This window comes from Stenotrophomonas sp. 85239_Sma, assembly GCF_056481725.1.
The window spans coordinates 2,958,897-2,978,687 of sequence record NZ_CM151163.1 but is presented as its reverse complement, the minus strand read 5'-3'; the positions used below and the strand labels follow the sequence as shown (position 1 = coordinate 2,978,687).

The 19,791-nt window shown below is 66.4% G+C and carries 18 protein-coding genes; 10 read left to right on the top strand and 8 right to left on the bottom strand.

What is annotated here, in order from left to right; all coding sequences use genetic code 11:
• Positions 1 to 187: 187 nt before the first annotated feature.
• On the bottom strand, positions 188 to 673 hold the full coding sequence (locus tag ACYKG1_RS13965) for a DUF456 domain-containing protein (protein WP_100473337.1): 486 nt from the start codon (positions 671 to 673) through the stop codon (positions 188 to 190).
• Between the two features lie 235 nt (positions 674 to 908).
• Between ACYKG1_RS13965 and ACYKG1_RS13960 the strand changes: the two genes are divergently transcribed.
• On the top strand, positions 909 to 1,118 hold the full coding sequence (locus ACYKG1_RS13960; RefSeq protein ID WP_100473336.1) for a cold-shock protein: 210 nt from the start codon (positions 909 to 911) through the stop codon (positions 1,116 to 1,118).
• A gap of 72 nt (positions 1,119 to 1,190) precedes the next feature.
• Here ACYKG1_RS13960 and ACYKG1_RS13955 read toward each other — a convergent pair whose 3' ends face one another.
• Both ACYKG1_RS13955 and ACYKG1_RS13950 read right to left on the bottom strand, forming a co-directional pair.
• On the bottom strand, positions 1,191 to 1,685 hold the full coding sequence (locus tag ACYKG1_RS13955; protein WP_005410289.1) for a glycine zipper 2TM domain-containing protein: 495 nt from the start codon (positions 1,683 to 1,685) through the stop codon (positions 1,191 to 1,193).
• 137 nt (positions 1,686 to 1,822) lie between these two features.
• Positions 1,823 to 2,257 (bottom strand): hypothetical protein, encoded by a 435-nt coding sequence (locus ACYKG1_RS13950; RefSeq protein ID WP_478470767.1) that lies wholly within the window; start codon positions 2,255 to 2,257, stop codon positions 1,823 to 1,825.
• A 79-nt stretch (positions 2,258 to 2,336) separates the two neighbouring features.
• Here ACYKG1_RS13950 and ACYKG1_RS13945 point away from each other — a divergent pair, with 79 nt between their 5' ends.
• Positions 2,337 to 3,164: a tRNA threonylcarbamoyladenosine dehydratase gene (locus ACYKG1_RS13945; protein WP_478470766.1), complete on the top strand. Its 828-nt coding sequence runs from the start codon at positions 2,337 to 2,339 to the stop codon at positions 3,162 to 3,164.
• A 71-nt stretch (positions 3,165 to 3,235) separates the two neighbouring features.
• Here the strand turns inward: ACYKG1_RS13945 and ACYKG1_RS13940 are convergent, their stop codons facing one another.
• Complete coding sequence (locus ACYKG1_RS13940; RefSeq protein WP_478470765.1) at positions 3,236 to 4,015, bottom strand: TatD family hydrolase; 780 nt, start codon at positions 4,013 to 4,015, stop codon at positions 3,236 to 3,238.
• Positions 4,012 to 4,227 carry a DUF6116 family protein gene (locus ACYKG1_RS13935; RefSeq protein WP_478470764.1) on the bottom strand — a complete coding sequence of 72 codons (216 nt, stop codon included), beginning with the start codon at positions 4,225 to 4,227 and terminating at the stop codon, positions 4,012 to 4,014. The genes ACYKG1_RS13940 and ACYKG1_RS13935 overlap by 4 nt, the downstream gene beginning before the upstream one ends.
• A 163-nt stretch (positions 4,228 to 4,390) precedes the next feature.
• On the opposite strand from ACYKG1_RS13935, the gene ACYKG1_RS13930 reads away from it, so the two are divergent.
• From ACYKG1_RS13930 to ACYKG1_RS13895, 8 genes are all read left to right on the top strand, one after another.
• Complete coding sequence (locus tag ACYKG1_RS13930; RefSeq protein WP_478470763.1) at positions 4,391 to 5,236, top strand: glycine zipper 2TM domain-containing protein; 846 nt, start codon at positions 4,391 to 4,393, stop codon at positions 5,234 to 5,236.
• 125 nt (positions 5,237 to 5,361) lie between these two features.
• Positions 5,362 to 5,904: a GNAT family N-acetyltransferase gene (locus ACYKG1_RS13925; protein WP_478470762.1), complete on the top strand. Its 543-nt coding sequence runs from the start codon at positions 5,362 to 5,364 to the stop codon at positions 5,902 to 5,904.
• 130 nt (positions 5,905 to 6,034) lie between these two features.
• Positions 6,035 to 6,691 carry a glutathione S-transferase family protein gene (locus ACYKG1_RS13920; protein WP_478470761.1) on the top strand — a complete coding sequence of 219 codons (657 nt, stop codon included), beginning with the start codon at positions 6,035 to 6,037 and terminating at the stop codon, positions 6,689 to 6,691.
• Positions 6,692 to 6,769: 78 nt separating this feature from the next.
• Entirely contained in the window at positions 6,770 to 9,049 is a 2,280-nt protein-coding gene (locus ACYKG1_RS13915) for a thiamine pyrophosphate-dependent enzyme (protein WP_478470760.1), read from the top strand.
• Between the two features lie 3 nt (positions 9,050 to 9,052).
• Positions 9,053 to 10,996 (top strand): asparagine synthase (glutamine-hydrolyzing), encoded by a 1,944-nt coding sequence (gene asnB / locus ACYKG1_RS13910; protein WP_262228162.1) that lies wholly within the window; start codon positions 9,053 to 9,055, stop codon positions 10,994 to 10,996.
• Between the two features lie 66 nt (positions 10,997 to 11,062).
• Positions 11,063 to 11,623, top strand: a complete 561-nt coding sequence (locus tag ACYKG1_RS13905; protein ID WP_262082692.1) for an NADPH-dependent FMN reductase — start codon at positions 11,063 to 11,065, stop codon at positions 11,621 to 11,623.
• Positions 11,624 to 11,970: 347 nt separating this feature from the next.
• A complete protein-coding gene (locus tag ACYKG1_RS13900; protein ID WP_075677331.1) occupies positions 11,971 to 13,401 on the top strand; it encodes a replicative DNA helicase in 1,431 nt (476 codons plus the stop codon).
• 156 nt (positions 13,402 to 13,557) lie between these two features.
• Entirely contained in the window at positions 13,558 to 13,770 is a 213-nt protein-coding gene (locus ACYKG1_RS13895) for a hypothetical protein (RefSeq protein WP_010486834.1), read from the top strand.
• Positions 13,771 to 14,100: 330 nt separating this feature from the next.
• On the opposite strand, the gene lpdA is transcribed toward ACYKG1_RS13895, so the two are convergent.
• The 3 genes from lpdA to ACYKG1_RS13880 form a co-directional block, all read right to left on the bottom strand.
• Positions 14,101 to 15,537: a dihydrolipoyl dehydrogenase gene (gene lpdA / locus ACYKG1_RS13890; protein ID WP_478470759.1), complete on the bottom strand. Its 1,437-nt coding sequence runs from the start codon at positions 15,535 to 15,537 to the stop codon at positions 14,101 to 14,103.
• A gap of 63 nt (positions 15,538 to 15,600) precedes the next feature.
• Complete coding sequence (gene sucB, locus ACYKG1_RS13885; RefSeq protein ID WP_049420906.1) at positions 15,601 to 16,803, bottom strand: dihydrolipoyllysine-residue succinyltransferase; 1,203 nt, start codon at positions 16,801 to 16,803, stop codon at positions 15,601 to 15,603.
• Between the two features lie 40 nt (positions 16,804 to 16,843).
• Entirely contained in the window at positions 16,844 to 19,675 is a 2,832-nt protein-coding gene (locus tag ACYKG1_RS13880; protein ID WP_478470758.1) for a 2-oxoglutarate dehydrogenase E1 component, read from the bottom strand.
• Between the last annotated feature and the right edge of the window lie 116 nt (positions 19,676 to 19,791).

The window sequence follows — 19,791 nt, the reverse complement described above, 5'->3', positions numbered from 1 at the left end:
AGCCAGCGGTGCACTGGCCAGGGCAAGCGCCAGCGGCGCCAGGCGGGGAAACAGCGTGGGGAGGGTCATTGCAGCAGGCCCTTCGGTGGGTACGGGAATCGCACAGTGTGGCGGCTGTACCGGGTCGCGGCCAGCCCCATGGTTTATGCACGGCCACAGCGTGCGCGTGGTGTGAAGGCCCGGTAGCTCAGAAGAACCAGGCGAACGCGAACAGGCCCAGCATCGCGATCACCACCGCCAGTTTCAGTGCCAGGCCCAGCAGGATGCCGAGCCAGGTGGCCAGGCCGACCTTGGTCGAGCGGCCGAGTTCGCGGGTATGCCAGTACTCACCGAGGAGCGCGCCGATCAGTGGTCCCGCAAACAGGCCGATGGGCATGAAGAACAGGCCGACGATGCTGCCGGCAAAGGTGCCCCACAGGGCCTTGCGGCTGGCGCCGACGCGCTGCGCTCCGACCACGGTCGCCAGCACGTCGGCCAGCAGTGAAAGCAGGGTCAGTACGCCAAGTGCGACGAGGGTGGGCCAGCCGACATGGGCGAAGCCGTCGGCCCAGGCCGCCAGCAGCAGTCCGATGAACACCAGCGGGATGCCCGGAAGGGCCGGCAGGACGATGCCGGCGATGCCGATCAGGACAAAAATGACCGCTAGCAGATATAAGATGAATGAGAGGCCCATGCTGTCCCGTATGGTGTCCGTTTTGGGGTTGACAGTGAAAGATTTTGCCAGTTGCTTTTTCGTTTTGGGCGGGTTAAGTTGCAGTCGCTGAGCTTGGCAAGGTCACCGTGGATCGTGGCCTGATGAAGCAAGATCTTCCCGATCCGCTGCATCGATGCACCTCGCTTCCCCCTTGCTTGTCAGCCGCCCAAACAGGCGTATCCAACACAAGAGAGAGTCAAAGGGAGTTAGTGAGATGGCTGATCGCGAGAACGGTACCGTGAAGTGGTTCAACGATGCGAAGGGCTTCGGCTTCATCAGCCGTGCCAATGGCGAGGATGTGTTCGTTCACTTCCGTGCCATCGAGACCCAGGGCTTCAAGAGCCTCAAGGAAGGCCAGTCTGTCAGCTTTGAAGTCGTGCAGGGCCAGAAGGGCCTGCAGGCTGACAAGGTGCAGCCGGTGTAATACCCGCCGCCCGACGGCACGAAAAAGGCCCGCGCAAGCGGGCCTTTTTCTTTGCCGTTGGCCCGGTGCAGGTCAGCGCAGGATGACCTTGCCGTTGACTACGCGCACGTAGGTGTTCTCGCGGATACCGCCGAGATCGCGCTGGTTGACCACGATGGTGCGGCCATCATCCATGCGCACGCTGATGTCGTAGGTATCGCTGGTGACATTCTTCTGGATCTGGTTGCCAGCCAGGGCGCCACCGACCGCGCCCGCGGCGGCGGCGATGTTCTTGTTGCCACGGCTGCCACCGGTGTGGTCGGAGATTTCATGGCCGGCCACGGCACCGACGATGCCGCCGAGGATCGCGCCGGTTGCGCTGGGCGCGGTGCGGCCCGAGGGCACGGTATTGATGCGGGTGACGATGCCGCAGTCGGCGCAGCGGCCCTGGTTGTACCCGCCATTGTTGCCGTAGCCGCCGTTGTTGTAGCCGTTGTTGTAACCGCCGCCACCGTAACCGGGCGAGGTGGCACAGCCGGCCAGCGCGAGGGTAGCGATGGCGCTGGCGGCGATGAGCTGGATCTTCATGGGGCGTCTCCTGGCCGTGAAGGCGGGTGTGTTGGGTGGTACTGCGTCATGCAGCAGGGTGGAGGAATCCTCTCCTTTCGAACGTGAACAACGCGCCAACCGTGCGCGCGGTGCCCGGCTGCAGGATGAATGCGCCCTCAGCGGAAATCCTGGTGGCAGGCGCGGCAGTCCGCCTGCAGTGTTTCCCCCACCTGGACCAGGGCCTTGCAGTCGCCTGGCGGTGAGGCCAGTGCCGCGTTGAGGTTGCCGCGCAGCTGGCTGGCGTGCTGCTGGAACCGTGCACTGTCCTTCAGCCCCGGAAAGGCCTGGTCCAGATCGTTGGACAGCAGGCGCAGCGCCTGCAGCCGCGGCACGCTGTCGGCCAGGCTGCAGCGGTTCTGCTGCTGCGCCTGCTGCAGCAGCTGCGACTGCCGCTGCATCACCTGCATCAGGCTGGCCGGGAACGGGTCGCGACGCGCCTGCAGGGCGCGACCGACCATCACGGTGGCGATCAACCCGATCAACAGGCCCAGGCACAGTACGAACAGGTAGCGCTGGGCGGTGGACAGGCGGCGGGGCGGGCTGTCGTTCATGCGGGCTCTCCGGGCGTGCAACGGTGGGTTCGATGCAGGCGCACTGCAGGTGCCTGCACCTGCACGTTAAAATAGCCCGATGAACGAACAGGTCAAACAACGCTTCGCCGGCATCGAACGGCTGTATGGCGTGGGTGCACTCGAGCGCCTGCAGGGCAGCCGCGTGGCGGTGGTTGGCATGGGCGGCGTCGGCTCGTGGGTGGTGGAGGCGCTGGCCCGTTCGGCCGTCGGTCACCTGACCCTGATCGATGCCGACGATATCTGCGTGTCCAACACCAACCGGCAGCTGCCGGCGCTGGAAGGCAACTACGGCCGCAACAAGGCCGAAGCGATGGCCGAGCGCTGCCGTGCGATCAACCCGGACATCGAGGTCGACGCCGTGCAGGCGTTCCTGACCGTGTCCAACATGGCCGAGCTGCTGGACCGCGGATTCGATCTGGTGATCGATGCGTGCGACAGCTTCCGGGTCAAGGTCGAGACGATCGCCTGGTGCCGCCGCCGCAAGCTGCCGCTGCTGACCGTTGGCGCCGCCGGTGGCCGTACCGACCCGACCCTGGTGCGTATCCGCGATGTCTCGCGCACCGAGCACGACGCCATGCTGGCGCTGATCCGCAAGAAGCTGCGCAGCGAATTCAACTTCCCGAAGAATGCCAAGCGCTATTTCGGCGTGCCAGCGGTGTATTCGCTGGAGAATGTGAAGTACCCGCAGGCCGATGGCAGCGTCTGCGGCATCCGTCCGAACCTGGGCGCTGATGCGGCGTTGAAGCTGGACTGTGGCGCCGGCCTGGGCGCGGCAACCCACATTACCGGCGCGTTCGCCTTCGCGGCGGTCGGCAAGGCGCTGGAGATGCTGCTGGAGCCGAAGAAGGTCAAGGCTGAAGTGGTCGAGGATCACGCCGACGCGTGACGGCAGTGCCGGCCGCTGGCCGGCAACTTCGGAATGATTGAATCAGTGCAGATGCCGGCCGACGGCCGGCACTACCGTTGAATGGCGGGCAAGTTGAACAACCGCCGCGCATTCTCCGTCGTCGCATGTGCCACCGCGTCCAGCTCCATCCCGCGCAGCGCGGCCACGTGCCGGGCAATGGTCGCCAGACGTTCCGGTTCGTTGCGTTGGCCGCGGATGCCGGCGTCGGGCTGGTCGGGGGCGTCGGTCTCCAGCAGCAGTTGTTCCAGCGGCATCCCGCGCACCAGCCGCTGCAGGCGCTGCGCGCGTTCGTAGGTCAACGGGCCGCCGAGCCCGAGCAGGAAGCCCTGCCGGTGCAGTTGCGCTGCCTGTTCCGGACTGCCGGAAAAGCTGTGCACCACACCGCGCAGGCCGCCGACGCGGCGGATCGCGGCAATCACCGCATCCACCGCGCGCCGTGCATGCACGATCACCGGCAGCTCGAATTCACGGGCCAGCTCCAGCTGACCGATGAAATATGCCTGTTGCGCCTCGGCATCCAGGCCTTCAACGAAGAAGTCCAGACCACATTCGCCGATCGCGCAGGGGCGTTCGCGTTCGATCCATTCGCGCAGTAGCGGCAGGTGCCCAGGCTGGTGCTCGGCCAGGAACATCGGATGCAGGCCGTAGGCCGGATACAGCCCCGGGGCCTGCTGGCAGACCTCGCGCAGCTTCGGCCAGCTGGCCGCGGTCACTGCCGGCACCACCTGCAGGCGCACGCCGGCCGCCTGCGCACGCTCGACCACGGCAGCGCGGTCACGGTCGAACTCGCTGGCGTCAAGGTGGCAGTGGCTGTCGACCAGCACGCTCAACGCTGTTCCAGCGGTGGCGGCGTTGTGGCGTTGCGGCTCTTCCAGTTGGCCAGCAGCAGCGTACCGAAGCCCAGCACCAGCTCATCGACGAACGGGATCGGGTCCGGGATGAACAGCGTCAGCACGAACAGGCCGGCGGTAAGCTTGAACAGGGTCGGGTAGCGCAGCCGGCGGGCCCATTGCAGTAGCGGCAGCAGCATCGGGTTGGCCATGGCGGGAATCCTGGTGGGGAACATGCAAACGCTACCACGGGCCCAGCATTTCCCGATGCTGAATGGGTTACAGGGATGAGCAGGAAATGTGGAGATTCCGTTCAGGCGGCGCATGCTGCAATCTGGCTCGAGAACGTTGCGGATGGTCCGCAAGGAGCAGGTCATGAAAAGCACAACTACAACTGTCCTGGTCGCAGCGGGCGCGCTGCTGGTCGGTGGCATCGCCACCGCCGCCTTCATGAAGAGTGGCGACAAGTCGCCCGATTCCATCAGCGCCGCAACCCCCAACGGCGAGTCGCGCCTGGTCGATGGCAGCGCCGCCGACGATGGCGCGCGTGGTGACCAGCTCGACCCGTCCGCGCCCCGTGGGCTGGAGTATGCCGATGTGCTGAAGGTCGATCCGATCACTGAAAAGCAGAAGGCGTATGCCACCGTGATCGGCACCGACGCGGTACGCGAGACCTCCACCACCCAGACCCCGCATGAGGTCTGCCAGGACGTGACGGTCCAGGAGCGCTTGCCGGAGCGTGATGGCAACGTCGGCGGCACCGTGGTCGGCGCTGTGGTCGGTGGCCTGCTCGGCAACCAGGTCGGCGGCGGCAACGGCAAGAAGGCTGCGACCGCAGCCGGTGCAGTGGCCGGCGGTTTCATCGGCAACCAGGTCGACAAGCGCCATGTGGGTGGCCGCGTGGTCAACCGCACCGAGCGCCAGTGCCACACCGAGACCGCGACCTCCCAGTCGAGCCGCGTCACCGGCTACAACGTGACCTACCGCAACGAAGACGGCACCACCGGCACCATGCGCATGGCCAGCAAGCCGGGTAACCGCATCGCCATGGGTACCAATGATGTGGTGAAGGGGTACAACGTGACCTATCGCTATGACGGCGCCGAGAAGACCGTGCGCATGGACAACAAGCCGGCCAGCGATCGCCTGCCGGTGGTCGATGGCCAGCTGGTCACGCAGACCGCTGCCGCCGGTGGCACCGCCGCGGCCACGCGCCAGTAATCCAGGCGCTGCTCGCAACACCCGACGGGCCGGCCCATGCCGGCCCGTTTCATTGCAGCCGGCGATGTTCATCCGCGCAGGGAGGCAATCCTTCATCATGGACGCCCCCTCGACATGGAGTCGGCATGAGCATCTTCGACCTGCGCATCGAAACCGAGCGGCTGATCCTGCGCCCGCTGCTGCGCGAGGACTATGAACCATATCTGGCCTTCTGCGCCGACGAGGACGCGATGCGTACCCTGGGTGGCGTACAGCCGCCGTCGGTGGCCTGGCGTGGTTTCTGCAGCCTGGCCGGCGCCTGGCAGCTGTTCGGCTTCTCGATGTTCAGCGTGATCGAGAAATCCAGCGGCGACTGGATCGGGCGGACGGGACCGTGGCAGCCGCAGGACTGGCCGGGTACCGAGGTCGGTTGGGGCATCCGCCACGCCAGCTGGGGCAGGGGCTATGCGCCGGAGGCGGCGGTTGCAGCGATCGAATGGGCCTTCGACACGCTGGGCTGGGAGGAGGTGATCCACACCATCGCCGAGAACAACGACAACTCGCGGGCGGTCGCGCGCAAGCTGGGCAGCACCCTGCTGCGCATGGGGGAGTTGCCAGCGCCGTACAACGACAAGCCCATGCAGATCTGGGGCCAGTCGCGCGAGCAGTGGCGGCAGCGCGCGCGCTGAGCGTTGCCCGGTAGTGCCGGCCAGCGGCCGGCACTGCCGCGTCGCCATGTTGCACCCGCGCTTGGCATTCACCGGCGTGCTTGCCAGACTGCACCCAGCCGGCCGTTGGCCGGATCCGATGGAGCAGGCCATGGTGGAAGAGCGCGTCCCGTTGACGGTGCACGGCATGTCGGTGTCAGGCAATTGCCACAAGGTCCGCCTGCTGCTGGAGCAGCTCGGCAGCCGCTACCGCTGGGTGGAAGTGGACAGTGCCCATGGCCAGACCCACACCCCCGAGTTCCTCGCGCTCAATCCGAATGCCAAGGTGCCATTGATCGTCCGCGACGATGGCCGCGTGCTGACCGAATCCAATGCGATCCTGTTCTGGCTGGCCGAAGGCACCCCCTACCTGCCCACCGATGGCTGGGAGCGCGCGCAGGCGTTGAGCTGGATGTTCTTCGAGCAGTACACGCACGAGCCGTGCGTGGCGGTGGCGCGCTTCATCCGTGGCTGGACGCCGCCTGAGTCGGCGCGCCGTGCCGAACTGCCACGCCTGCATGAACGTGCTGCCAGCGCGCTGGCGGTGATGGAGCAGCACCTGCGCCAGGCGCCGTGGTTCACCGGAAGTGGGTACGGCATCGCCGACATCGCGCTGTTCGCCTACACCGATGTGGCAGGCGAGGGCGGTATCAGCCTGCAGCCGTTCCCCGAGGTGCGTGCCTGGCTGCAACGCGTGCGTGGGCAACCGCGCTTCCTGCCGATGCCGGCGGTAACCGCCGAGGTGCGGGCACGCTTCGAGGCCGCGTGACGCTCACCAGGGTGGCCCCCGCAGGGTAGCGCCTGGCCAGCGCCGGGCGGAATGCAACAACGACACGGAGGGTGTTTGATGTTCGCTGTGGTTCCAGATCCGATTCCCGCGCGCATGCGCGTGCTCAACCGCGCCGACGTGTGCGACGCCAATTTCCTCGACGCGGTGCGAGGCTGGCGCGGTGCGCCGCATCCGCGCCCGGCACCGGATGCGCCGATCCTGCCTGGCAGCACGCTCACTGCCGCAGCGTTTGGCGAGCTGTTCGATTCGCAGCTGGCCAGCCGCCAGCTGGACCTGATGGCGCGCGTGCTGCGCGTGCAGAACAAGGTCTTCTACACCATCGGTTCCTCCGGCCACGAAGGCAACGCGCTGTTGGCGCGGGCCTGCCGGCATACGGATCCAGCGTTCCTGCACTACCGCTCCGGTGCCTTCATGGCCGAGCGTTCGCGCCAGGTGCCGGGGATCGATCCGCTGCGCGATGCCGCGCTGTCCTTCGCTGCCAGCGCCGATGACCCGGCCAGCGGCGGGCGCCACAAGGTGTGGGGCAGCAAACCGCTGTGGGTACTGCCGCAGACCTCGACCATTGCGTCGCATCTGCCGAAAGCGCTGGGCACTGCGCTGGCCATTGAAAGTGGCAAGCGACTGGGCCATGAACTGCCGATTCCGGCCGACAGCATCGTGCTGTGCTCGTTCGGCGATGCTTCGGCCAACCATGCCACCGCGCAGACTGCGTTCAACACCGCGATGTGGTCTGCTTACCAGAAGCTGCCGGCACCGGTCCTTTTCGTCTGCGAGGACAATGGCCTTGGCATCTCGGTGAAAACGCCTGAAGGCTGGATCGCCGAACGCTTCAGTCGCCAGCCCGGGCTGGACTATTTCCATGCCGATGGCCTCGACCTGGCCACGGGCCATGCCCAGGTGCAGGCGGCGGTGGAGCACTGCCGGCGCACGCGGCGGCCGACCTTCCTGCACCTGCGCACCACGCGCCTGATGGGGCACGCCGGCACCGACTTCGAGGTGGAATGGCGCGCGTTGCCTGAGCTGTGCGCGGCGGAGGCGCAGGATCCGCTGCTGCGCTCGGCACAGATCGCGATGGAATCGGGCTGGATGGATGCGGCAGCCATCGAGGTGGCCTACGAGACGATGCGCGCGCGCTGCATGGCGGCAGCGGCCGAGGCCGAAGGCAGTCGGAAGCTGCAGTCGTTGCAGGAAGTGATGGCACCGCTGGCACCGTACACGCCGGCAGCGGTGCAGGCCGAAGCGCGGCGCGAGGTGCCCGCCGGGACGCGTGAAGCGCTGTACGGCGGTGCGCAGGCACTGCCCGAGCGGCAGGCGCCACGCCACCTCGCGATCCAGATCAACCATGGCCTGCAGGAACTGCTGGCGAAGTATCCGCAGAGCCTGCTGTTCGGTGAGGACGTCGCGCAGAAGGGCGGTGTCTACACCGTCACCAAGGACCTGCTGCGTCGCTTCGGCCCACGCCGGGTGTTCAACACGCTGCTGGACGAGACCATGATCCTGGGCATGGCGCAGGGCCTGGCCAACCTGGGCATGCTGCCGGTTCCGGAGATCCAGTACCTAGCGTACCTGCACAACGCCATCGACCAGGTGCGCGGCGAAGCGTGTTCGCTGCAGTTCTTCTCCAATGACCAGTACCGCAACCCGATGCTGGTACGGGTGGCCGGGCTGGGTTACCAGAAAGGCTTTGGTGGGCACTTCCACAACGACAACTCGATCACCGCGCTGCGCGACATTCCCGGACTGGTGGTGGGCTGCCCGTCGCGCGGCGACGATGCGGTGATGATGCTGCGCACGCTGGCCGCACTGGCGCGGGTGGATGGCCGTGTGGCGGTGTTCCTGGAGCCGATCGCGCTGTACATGAGCAAGGACCTGCATGAAGCGGGGGATGGCCAATGGCTGTTCGACTACCCCGCACAGGGCCAGGCGCTGGTGCCGGGCGAGGGCCGGGTCTATGCGCCGGAGGCCGGGGACCTGGTGATCTATACCTATGGCAACGGCGTGCCAATGGCATTGCGCGCATCGCAGGCAATCGAGCAGCAGCTGGGCTGGCAGGTACGGGTGGTCGACCTGCGCTGGCTGGTACCGCTGGACGCCGGCTTCATTGCCGCCCAGGCTGCCAGTGCACAGCGGGTGCTGGTGCTGGACGAGGGGCGCCACAGTGGTGGGGTGGGGGAGGGCGTGGTCACGGCGCTGGTCGAGGCCGGGTTCGGCCACCTGCCGTTGCGCCGGGTCTGTGGTGCCGATACCTACACCCCACTGGCGGGGGCAGCAATGTTCGGGCTTCCAAGCGACAATGGGGTGATTGGCGCCGCCCTCGACCTGGCGCAGGAACCCTGATGCATGTGTGGATTGGCGGGAATGTTGTTGCCGGCGCCGCTGGCGTCGGGCGAGGCGCTGCAGGCGCAGGCCCTGGCGATGGGCCAGGCGCTGCACCATCGCGGGCCGGATGACGGCGGCAGCTGGGTCGATGCCGAGGCGGGCATCGCGCTGGCGCATCGCCGCCTGAGCATCCTCGACCTGTCCCCGCTGGGCCACCAGCCGATGGCCTCGGCCGATGGCCGCTACGTGATGGCCTACAACGGCGAGGTCTACAACTTCGCCGCCCTGCGTGAGGCACTGGAGCCGCTGGGGCATGCCTTCCGCGGCCATTCCGACACTGAAGTGCTGCTGGCGGCAATCCTGCAATGGGGTGTGGAAGACACCCTGCAGCGCTGCAACGGCATGTTCGCCATCGCGCTGTGGGACCGTCAGGAGCGTTGCCTGTGGCTGGCCCGCGACCGCGTTGGCAAGAAGCCGCTGTACTACGGCTGGGCCGGTGACACGCTGGTGTTCGGTTCGGAACTGAAGGCGCTCTGGCAGCACCCGTCGTTCGACAACGACATCGATCGCGATGCGCTCACATTGCTGCTGCGGCTTGACTACATCCCGGCGCCGCACAGCATCCACCAGCGCTGCTACAAGCTGATGCCCGGCCGCGTGCTGCGCCTGGATGCAGCGATGGTCGCCGCCGGTGCATCCGCACATCGCCCGGAACAGGCACAACGCCCGTACTGGGATGCGCGTGCACGCATGCAGGCGGCGCTGGCCGCTCCGTTCCAGGGCCGTATCGAGGAGGCCGAGGAACAGCTGGACACGCTGCTGCGCGACGCGGTGGCGCTGCGCATGGTGGCCGACGTGCCGGTCGGTGTGTTCCTGTCCGGCGGCACCGACTCATCGCTGGTGGCGGCGCTGATGCAGGCGCAGAGCGGGCAGCCGGTGCACAGTTTCAGCATCGGGTTCACCGACTCGGGGCATGACGAAGCACCACTGGCCAAGGAGCTGGCGACTCACCTGGGCTGTGATCACACCGAGCTGTACGTCAGCGGCGCCGACGCGTTGGCGGTGGTGCCGCAGTTGCCGGCGATGTTCGATGAGCCTTTTGCCGATGCTTCGCAGGTGCCGACCGCACTGGTGGCCCGGCTGGCGCGGCAGGGGGTGACCGTGGCGTTGTCCGGCGACGGCGGCGATGAGCTGTTCTTTGGCTACACCCGGTATGTACGCGCGCTGCGCAACTGGCAGATGCTCGGCCGCGTGCCTGGGCCGTTGCGGCGTTGGATGGGCGCGCGCTCGCAGCAGCAGGGCGAGGCCTCGCGGACCGGTGGCCTGGCGGCGCTGCTGGCGGAAACCGGCGCACGTGGCATCGGCGACGTCTACCGCAACCGCATCTCGCGCTGGCGCGACCCGGCCGCGGCGGTGCCCGGCGCGCAGGCCGCCGGCAGCTTCTACGATCTGGCTGATCCGCTGCACGGCGCGGGTACGCCGGCCGACGCGATGATGCTGGCCGATTTCGTGACCTACCTGCCGGACGACCTGTTGTGCAAGGTCGACCGGACCTCGATGGCGGTCAGCCTGGAGGCGCGCGCGCCGCTGCTGGACTGGCGCGTGGCCGAGTTCGCGTGGTCGTTGCCGTTGGGCTTCAAGCGCAGCGAGACCACCAGCAAAGTGCTGCTCAAGCGCGTGCTTGGCCGTTACGTGCCGCATTCGATGGTGCATCGTCCCAAGCGCGGCTTCGGCGCACCGGTCAGTGACTGGCTGAAGGGCGACCTGCGCCCCTGGGCCGAGGACCTGCTGCAGCCGGCGCGGCTGGAGCGTGAGGGCGTGCTGTCGGCGGCCGCGGTGCAGCCGTTGTGGCAGCAGTTCCTGGGAGGGCAGCGCAAGTGGCATACCCATCTGTGGAACGTGCTGATGTTCCAGGCCTGGCAGGCGCATTGGCGCCAGGTGCGCGCGGGCGTTGCCGGCGGCTGATTTTCACCGGCCTGCACGGGCCCGGCGACTAGGCTGGGCCTCCCGCACCGTGAGGAGTATGTCCCGATGTCCGTCCCCACCATCGCCGTGTTCGTCGGCAGCCTGCGCAAGGACTCCTGCAACCGCAAGCTGGCCCATGCGCTGGAAAAGATCGCTGGCGGCCGCGCGCGCTTCCAGTACGTGCAGATCGGCGACCTGCCGCTGTACGACCAGGACTTCGACGCGCAGTACCCACCGCAGGGTACCCGGCTGAAGGACCAGGTGCGCGCCGCCGACGCGGTGCTGTTCGTGACCCCCGAGTACAACCGGTCAGTGCCGGGCGTACTCAAGAACGCCATTGATATCGGTTCGCGCCCCTACGGTGACAGTGCGTTTGCGGGCAAGCCGGCGGCGGTGATCGGTGCCTCCATCGGCCAGATCGGCACCGCCGTGGCCCAGCAGCACCTGCGTAACAGCCTGGCCTTCCTGGACATGCACGTGCTGGGCCAGCCCGAGGCATTCATTCACTTCAAGGACGGCCTGATCGATGCCGACGGCTCGATCCACAACGAGGGCACGCAGAAGTTCCTGCAGGGCTACGTGGACCGGTTCCTGGCGCTGATCGCGGTGCACGTCAAGGGCGATTGAGGCCGGCGGGGTCAGAGCCCTCTGCGTTGCAGGGGGATCCGACCCCAGCCATGCCCGGGGTCGGATCCCGTCGCGCAGTGGCGGGCTCTGACCCCACGTCCAGCTGAGCGGGCCAGAGCCCGTGCATCGCACGGGATCCGACCCTGGTCGCCTGATCTGCGATAATGCCCTGCTCGGGTGCCGCAATGGCGCCCGTCGCAGGCAGTGCGACGCCCCCACGCCAGTCTGGCCAGGTGCCGGCGGATATCCCCCGTTTCTCCACGGCTTATCCACAGGCTTGTCCATGGCCGCCGGGGTCGGCGCATGCCTACACTCGTCTGGCCCACTTTTGCAGGAAACACCGCAGCATGTCCGCTCGTCCCGGCTTCCGTTCCAACCGCAGAGAGCGCGGTGATGGCTTCGATCGCGATCGCGACGAGTCGCGCATCGACCAGTTGCGGGTACCGCCCCATTCGGTGGAAGCCGAGCAGGCGGTGCTGGGTGGCCTGATGCTGGCGCCAGAAGCGTATGACCGGGTCAACGACCAGCTGACCGAAGGCGACTTCTACCGTCGCGATCACCAGATGATCTACCGAGCGATCCGCGAACTGTCCGAGCGCGAACGGCCGTTCGATGCGGTGACGCTGGGTGAGTGGTTTGAATCGCAGGGCAAGATGGAACTGGTGGGCGACGGCGCCTACCTGATCGAACTGGCCAGTACCACGCCGTCGGCTGCCAACATCGTGGCCTACGCCGAGATCGTGCGTGACAAGGCGGTGCTGCGGCAGCTGATCCAGGTCGGCACCGACATCGTCAACGACGGTTTCCAGCCCGAAGGGCGTGACAGCAGCGAGCTGCTGGCCTCGGCGGAGAAGAGCGTGTTCGCCATCGCCGAACAGGGTGCGCGCGGTCGCACCGATTTCGTGGCCATGCCCGGCGCGCTGAAGGATGCCTTCGAGGAGCTGCGCAACCGCTTCGAGAACGGCGGCAACATCACCGGCCTGCCGACCGGTTACAACGATTTCGATGCGATGACCGCCGGCCTGCAGCCGACCGACCTGATCATCCTTGCTGCCCGCCCGGCAATGGGCAAGACCACCTTTGCGCTGAACATTGCCGAGTACGCGGCGATCAAGTCGAAGAAGGGCGTGGCGGTGTTCTCGATGGAAATGTCGGCATCGCAGCTGGCGATGCGCCTGATTTCCTCCAATGGCCGCATCAATGCGCAGCGCCTGCGTACCGGCCAGCTGGAAGACGAGGACTGGAGCCGCGTCACCAGCGCGATCAAGATGCTGAAGGAAACCAAGATCTTCATCGACGATACGCCGGGCGTGTCGCCGGAAGTGCTGCGCTCCAAGTGCCGCCGCCTCAAGCGCGAGCATGATCTTGGCCTGATCGTGATCGACTACCTGCAGTTGATGAGCGTGCCGGGCAACAGCGAAAACCGCGCGACCGAAATCTCGGAGATCTCGCGTTCGCTGAAGGGGCTGGCCAAGGAACTGAATGTGCCGGTGATCGCACTGTCACAGCTCAACCGCTCGCTGGAAACGCGTACCGACAAGCGCCCGGTGATGGCCGATCTTCGCGAGTCGGGTGCAATCGAGCAGGACGCGGACATGATCGTGTTCATCTACCGCGATGACTACTACAACAAGGAAAACTCGCCGGACAAGGGCCTGGCCGAGATCATCATCGGCAAGCACCGTGGTGGCCCGACCGGTTCGTGCAAGCTGAAGTTCTTCGGTGAATACACCCGCTTCGACAACCTGGCCCACGATTCGGTCGGTTCATTCGAGTAACGCCTTCGACGTTGCCCCAGCGCCGGGCCATGCCCGGCCGATGCCTACCGGCTTTCATCGCCGCCAGGCCGGTTTCGTCGCAAACCCTTTGCGGCCAGGTGGGGCAGGGCGCCAAGGTGTCCGCAGGCGGCAGGGTGCCGCCCCAAGGAGACCGTGATGAAGACCCTGTTCGCGCTCGGTGTGTGGTGCCTGCTGTTCGTGCTGTGCTGGCCGCTGGCGATCCTCGCCCTGATCGCCTGGCCGTTCGTGTGGCTGCTGAGCCTGCCGTTCCGCCTGGTCGGCATCACCTTCTCGGCTCTGTTCGCCTTCCTGCGCGCGCTGTTCATGCTGCCGGCACGCCTGCTCGGTGGCCGGGCGGTGGCTGCATGAGGACGGGGCTGCTGGCGGGGCTGGTCCTGTTGGCGTCTCCGGTGCTGGCCGCACCTCCAGCGCCGCCCTCGGTGTGGCTGGAGCGCCAGCAGACGGCTGCGGCTGACGAGGCGAACGCTGCGGCCTCGGTGCCTAATGCCAAGGAGCGCTGCAGGGTGGTGAAGGAATGGAAGGTCGGTGAGGCCGTGGTGCAGCATCGCATCTGTGACGACCCGCCACGAAAGCCAACGGGGAAGGTATAGCGCCGAGCCCATGCTCGGCCCTCCAGGAATAATGGCCAACAAAAAACCCCGCCAAGGCGGGGTTTTTTGTTGCAGCATCCGTGAAGGCTTAGTTCGCCTTGTGGATGGCGCGCTTGCTGACCGCCATCGCCGCGTCGTGGATCACTTCCGACAGCGACGGGTGAGCGTGGCAGATGCGGGCCAGGTCATCGGCCGAGCCGCTGAACTCCATGGTCAGCACACCTTCGTGCACCAGCTCGGAGACGTTGGCGCCGACCAGGTGCATGCCGAGGATGCGATCGGTTTCGGCATGGGCCAGGATCTTCACGAAGCCTGCCGGCTCGATCATCGCCACGGCACGGCCGTTGGCGGCGAACGGGAAGCTGCCGGCCTTGTACGGGATGCCTTCGGCCTTCAGCTGCGCCTCGGTCTTGCCGACCCACGCCAGTTCCGGCTCGGTGTAGATGACCCACGGGATGGTGTCGAAGTTGACGTGACCCGGCAGGCCGGCAATCAGCTCAGCCACCGCGATGCCTTCCTCGAAGCCCTTGTGCGCCAGCATCGGGCCGCGCACGCAGTCGCCGACTGCCCACACGCCGTCGACGCCGGTGTGGCAGTGCGCGTCGACTTCGATCTGGCCGCGCTCGTTGATCTTGACGCCGGTGCCTTCGGCCAGCAGGCCCTTGGTGGCGGCGCGACGGCCAACGGCCACCAGCAGCTTGTCCACGGTCAGGGTCTTTTCGCCTTCGCTGTCGGTGTAGGTGACAACCACTTCCTTCTTCTTGCCCTTGCCGGTGATCTCGGTCTTGGAGACCTTGGCGCCGAGGCGGATATCCAGGCCCTGCTTCTTGAATTCCTTGGCAGCAGTCTTGGCCACTTCGGCGTCGGCCACGGCCAGGAACTCCGGCAGTGCTTCCAGGATGGTGACTTCAGCGCCCAGGCGCTTCCACACGCTGCCCAGCTCCAGGCCGATCACACCGGCGCCGATCACCGCCAGGCGGTTCGGCACTTCGGTGAAGTCCAGGCCGCCGACGTTGTCGACGATGGTCTCGCCGTCGAACTTGGCGAACGGCAGTTCGATCGAATCCGAACCGGCCGCGATGATGACGTTGGTGCCCTTCAGCTCGACGATGGAACCGTCATGCTGGGTGACCTTGACCACGTTGCCCGGCTGCAGCTCGCCAAAACCATAATAGGCGGCCACCTTGTTGGCCTTGAACAGCATGCCGATGCCGCCGGTGAACTGCTTGACGATCTTGTCCTTGCGGCCAATCATCGCCTCGACGTCGATCTTGGCATCCTTGAAGCTGATGCCGTGGTCGCCAAAGATGTGGCCCATGTTCCAGAACTGGCGCGAGGAATCCAGCAGCGCCTTGGACGGGATGCAGCCCACGCGCAGGCAGGTGCCGCCCAGTGCCGGCTTGCCGTCCTTGCCCAGCGCTGCGTCGATGCAGGCGGTCTTCAGGCCCAGCTGGGCCGCGCGGATGGCAGCGTGGTAACCGGCCGGGCCGGCACCGATGACGACGACGTCGAATTGTTCAGCCATTGAATTATTCCTTGATGCATTACCAGAACCCCTCCGCGCAGGCGCGGAGGGGCGGGAGGTTTCTTACAGGCCGAACAGCATGCGGCCCGGGTTTTCCAGCTGGTTCTTGATGTCCACCAGGAACTGCACCGAATCCTTGCCGTCGATGATGCGGTGGTCGTACGACAGCGCCAGGTACATCATCGGCGCGATCACGACCTGGCCGTTCTGGGCGATCGGACGTTCCTTGATGGCATGCATGCCCAGGATGGCGCTCTGCGGCGGGTTGATGATCGGGGTCGACAGCAGCGAACCGAAGGTGCCGCCGTTGGTCACGGTGAAGGTGCCGCCCTGCAGTTCTTCCAGGCCCAGCTTGCCGTCACGGGCCTTCTTGGCGTAGTCGGCGATGGTCTTCTCGATGTCGGCGAACGACATGCGCTCGACGTTGCGCAGGACCGGCGTGACCAGGCCCTTTTCGGTCGACACCGCGATCGAGATGTCCGAGTAGCCGTGGTAGATGATGTCGTCGCCGTCGATCGAGGCGTTGACCAGCGGGAAGCGCTGCAGCGCGTTGGCAGCGGCCTTCACGAAGAAGCTCATGAAGCCCAGCTTGATGCCGTGTGCCTTGACGAACTCGTCCTGCAGTTCCTTGCGCGCGGCCGACACCTTGGACAGGTCGACTTCGTTGAAGGTGGTCAGCATGGCGGTGGAGTTCTTCGACTCCATCAGGCGCTCGGCGATGCGCTTGCGGATGCGGGTCATCGGCACGCGTTCTTCCGGACGTGCGCCACCGGCCTTGCCGGCGCCGCCGTTGCGGGCGAAGTTGACGATGTCTTCCTTGGTTACCGCGCCGCGACGGCCGGTGCCGTCGACGTCGGCCGGGTTCACGCCTTCGGTGATGGCGGTGAAGCGGGCGCCCGGCGGCAGCGCGTCGGCAGCCGACTTGGCAGCCGGGGCCGGGGCAGCGGCTGCGGCCGGCGCAGCGGCGGCCGGGGCCGCAGCGGCAGCCGGAGCGGCTTCAGCAGCCGGGGCCGGGGCAGCTGCGACGGCGCCTTCCTCGATGATCGCCACGACCTGGCTGGAGGTCACGGTCGAACCTTCGGCAAACTTGATTTCCTTGAGCACGCCGTCGACCGGCGACGGCACTTCCAGGACGACCTTGTCGGTTTCCAGGTCAAGCAGGTTTTCGTCGCGCTTGACGGCGTCGCCCACCTTCTTGTGCCAGGTGGCGATGGTGCCGTCGGCGACGGATTCGGGCAGTACCGGGGCTTTGACTTCGGTGGCCATTGCGGGAGCTTCCTGGTTTGTCTTCTAAATAGGGGGAGGATTATTCAGCGAACGTGTCGTTGAACGGGTTGACCAGTGCATCGGCGACCAGCTGCTGCTGTTCGCGGACGTGGTCAGCCATGTGACCGGCAGCCGGCGAAGCCGAACGTGCGCGACCGGCGTAGTGCAGGTTCTGGCCATCGGCCAGGCAGAACTGCAGGTGGTGGCGGATCTGGTACCACGCACCCTGGTTCTGCGGTTCTTCCTGCGTCCACACCACGTCGGTGGCCTTGCCGTACTTCTTCAGTTCGGCAGCCAGCAGCGCACGCGGGAACGGGTACAGCTGCTCCACGCGGATGATCGCCACATCGTCCTGGCCACGCTTGGTCTGGTCTTCCAGCAGGTCGTAGTAGACCTTGCCCGAGCACAGCACCACGCGCTTGACCTTCTTGGCGTCCGCATTGGCGTCGCCGATCAGGTGCTGGAACTCGCCGTTGGCCAGTTCGTCCAGGGTCGACACGGCCAGCTTGTGGCGCAGCAGCGACTTCGGCGACATCACCACCAGCGGCTTGCGCGTGGTCAGGTGCAGCTGGCGGCGCAGCATGTGGAAGGCCTGCGCCGGGGTCGACGGCACGACCACCAGCATGTTCTCCAGCGCGCACAGCTGCAGGAAGCGCTCCAGGCGCGCCGAGCTGTGTTCCGGGCCTTGGCCTTCATAGCCATGCGGCAACAGCAGGGTCAGGCCGGAAATGCGGCCCCACTTGGCCTCACCGGCGGCGATGAACTGGTCGATCACCACCTGGGCGCCGTTGGCGAAGTCGCCGAACTGGCCTTCCCAGATGCACAGCGTGTTCGGATCGGTGGTCGAGAAGCCGTACTCGTAGGCCATCACCGCTTCTTCGCTCAGCAGCGAATCGATGACGGTGGCCTTCTCCGGCGAATCCACCAGCTGCCGCAGCGGCATGTAGTAGTTGTCGGTCTTCTGGTCGTGCAGGATCGCGTGTCGGTGCGTGAACGTACCGCGGCCCACGTCCTGGCCGACCAGGCGCAGTGCATGGCCTTCGTCGAGCAGGGTGGCGTAGGCCAGGTTCTCGGCAAAGCCCCAGTCGCCCGGGATCTCGCCGGCGGCCATCTTGCGGCGGTCGTCGTAGACCTTGGCCACGCGCGAGTGCAGCTGCACTTCGTCCGGAATGGTGTTGATCTGCTTGGCCAGCTCGACCAGCTTGTTCTTCTCGACCTTGGTCGAGACCGGGTCGGACAGCTTGCCTTCCAGCAGCTTCGGCCAGTCGACGAACAGCGGGCTGGTCGGCGGGGTCTTCTCGACCTTGGCCAGCTCGGTGGTCACTTCACCGGCATCCAGCTTCTCGCGGTAGGCATCGACCATCGCCTTGCCGGCGCCGGCGGCGATCACGCCTGCCTTTTCCAGCTGTTCGGCGTACATCTCGCGGGTGGTGGCGTGCTTGCGGATCACCTGGTACATCAGCGGCTGGGTGATCGCCGGTTCGTCGGCCTCGTTGTGGCCCCAACGGCGGTAGCACATCAGGTCGATGACCACGTCCTTGGCGAACTTCTGGCGGAACTCGAAGGCCAGCTGTGCGGCGAACACCACCGCTTCCGGATCATCGCCGTTCACGTGCAGCACCGGGGCGGCGATCATCTTCGCCACGTCGGTGGCATAGCGCGTGGAGCGCGTATCCAGCGGGTTGGAAGTGGTGAAGCCGACCTGGTTGTTGACCACGATGTGCACGGTGCCGCCGACGGCGAAGCCGCGTGCCTGCGACATCTGGAACAGTTCCATGACCACGCCCTGGCCGGAGAAGGCCGCGTCGCCGTGGATCAGGATCGGCATGACCTGCTTGCGCGCGGTGTCCTTGCGGCGCTCCTGGCGCGAACGCACGGAGCCGGCGACGACCGGGTCGGCGATTTCCAGGTGCGACGGGTTGAACGCCAGCGCCAGGTGCACCGGGCCGCCGTCGGTGGCGACGTCGGCCGAGAAGCCCATGTGGTACTTCACGTCGCCGGCCGACGCGTGCTCGTCGTGCTCGAACTTGCCTTCGAACTCGTCGAACAGCTTGCGCGGGTTCTTGCCCAGGGTGTTGACCAGCACGTTCAGGCGGCCGCGGTGGGCCATGCCGATCACCACGTCCTTGACGCCATCCTTGCCGGCGCTGCGGATGATGGTGTCCATCATCGGGATCAGCGAGTCGCCGCCTTCCAGCGAGAAGCGCTTCTGGCCGACATACTTGGTGTGCAGGTAGCGCTCCAGGCCTTCGGCCGCGGTCAGGCGCTCCAGGGTGCGGCGCTGGGTATCAGCGTCCAGCTGGTAGTTGCCACCGGCCAGTTCCAGCTTCTTGTAGATCCACTGGCGCTGCTCGACTTCGGAGATGTGCATGAACTCCGCACCGATCGAGCCGGTGTAGGTCGCCTTCAGGCGTGCCAGCAGGTCGCGCAGCTTCATGCGCGGCTGGCCGCCGACGCCGCCGGTGCTGAACTCGCTGTTGAGGTCGCCATCGGACAGGCTGTGGAACGGCAGGCCCAGGTCCGGGGTGTTGACCGGCGCCGCCAGGCCCAGCGGATCGAGGCGGGCATCCAGGTGGCCGCGCGAGCGGTAGGCGGTGATCAGACGACCGACATTGCGCTCACGCTCGTCGCCCGCACCGCTACCGGTGCCGGCTTTCAACGCATCCTTGGCCGCGTCCGCGATGTGGGAGATGACGGCCGAGTGCGGAATGTCACCTGCTTCACGGCCCTTGAAGCCGTCGAAGTAGGTTTTCCATTTGGGATCGACACTATCCGGGGAGACCAGGTACTGCTCGTACAGGTCCTCGACATAGGAGGCGTTGCCGCCGGCGAGTTGCGAAGATTGCGCAAACTGCTTCAGTTGATTGTCCACGATGGAGGGTGTTGATTCGCTTTGTGGGGTATGGCTTCAGAAGGACCCGGCAGGAATGATGAATAGCCCTGCGCGGGCGCGTTCAAACAGCCAAATTGTACCCCCAACCGGACACG

Bases quoted from the DNA above. Each gene is read 5' to 3' on its own strand.
- asnB (WP_262228162.1), top strand. From the start codon at position 9,053: ATGTGTGGATTGGCGGGAATGTTGTTGCCGGCGCCGCTGGCGTCGGGC.
- ACYKG1_RS13935 (WP_478470764.1), bottom strand. From the start codon at position 4,227: ATGGCCAACCCGATGCTGCTGCCGCTACTGCAATGGGCCCGCCGGCTG.
- ACYKG1_RS13955 (WP_005410289.1), bottom strand. From the start codon at position 1,685: ATGAAGATCCAGCTCATCGCCGCCAGCGCCATCGCTACCCTCGCGCTG.
- ACYKG1_RS13965 (WP_100473337.1), bottom strand. From the start codon at position 673: ATGGGCCTCTCATTCATCTTATATCTGCTAGCGGTCATTTTTGTCCTG.
- ACYKG1_RS13930 (WP_478470763.1), top strand. From the start codon at position 4,391: ATGAAAAGCACAACTACAACTGTCCTGGTCGCAGCGGGCGCGCTGCTG.
- ACYKG1_RS13925 (WP_478470762.1), top strand. From the start codon at position 5,362: ATGAGCATCTTCGACCTGCGCATCGAAACCGAGCGGCTGATCCTGCGC.
- sucB (WP_049420906.1), bottom strand. From the start codon at position 16,803: ATGGCCACCGAAGTCAAAGCCCCGGTACTGCCCGAATCCGTCGCCGAC.
- lpdA (WP_478470759.1), bottom strand. From the start codon at position 15,537: ATGGCTGAACAATTCGACGTCGTCGTCATCGGTGCCGGCCCGGCCGGT.
- ACYKG1_RS13950 (WP_478470767.1), bottom strand. From the start codon at position 2,257: ATGAACGACAGCCCGCCCCGCCGCCTGTCCACCGCCCAGCGCTACCTG.
- ACYKG1_RS13945 (WP_478470766.1), top strand. From the start codon at position 2,337: ATGAACGAACAGGTCAAACAACGCTTCGCCGGCATCGAACGGCTGTAT.
- ACYKG1_RS13895 (WP_010486834.1), top strand. From the start codon at position 13,558: ATGAAGACCCTGTTCGCGCTCGGTGTGTGGTGCCTGCTGTTCGTGCTG.
- ACYKG1_RS13960 (WP_100473336.1), top strand. From the start codon at position 909: ATGGCTGATCGCGAGAACGGTACCGTGAAGTGGTTCAACGATGCGAAG.
- ACYKG1_RS13900 (WP_075677331.1), top strand. From the start codon at position 11,971: ATGTCCGCTCGTCCCGGCTTCCGTTCCAACCGCAGAGAGCGCGGTGAT.
- ACYKG1_RS13915 (WP_478470760.1), top strand. From the start codon at position 6,770: ATGTTCGCTGTGGTTCCAGATCCGATTCCCGCGCGCATGCGCGTGCTC.
- ACYKG1_RS13920 (WP_478470761.1), top strand. From the start codon at position 6,035: ATGGTGGAAGAGCGCGTCCCGTTGACGGTGCACGGCATGTCGGTGTCA.
- ACYKG1_RS13905 (WP_262082692.1), top strand. From the start codon at position 11,063: ATGTCCGTCCCCACCATCGCCGTGTTCGTCGGCAGCCTGCGCAAGGAC.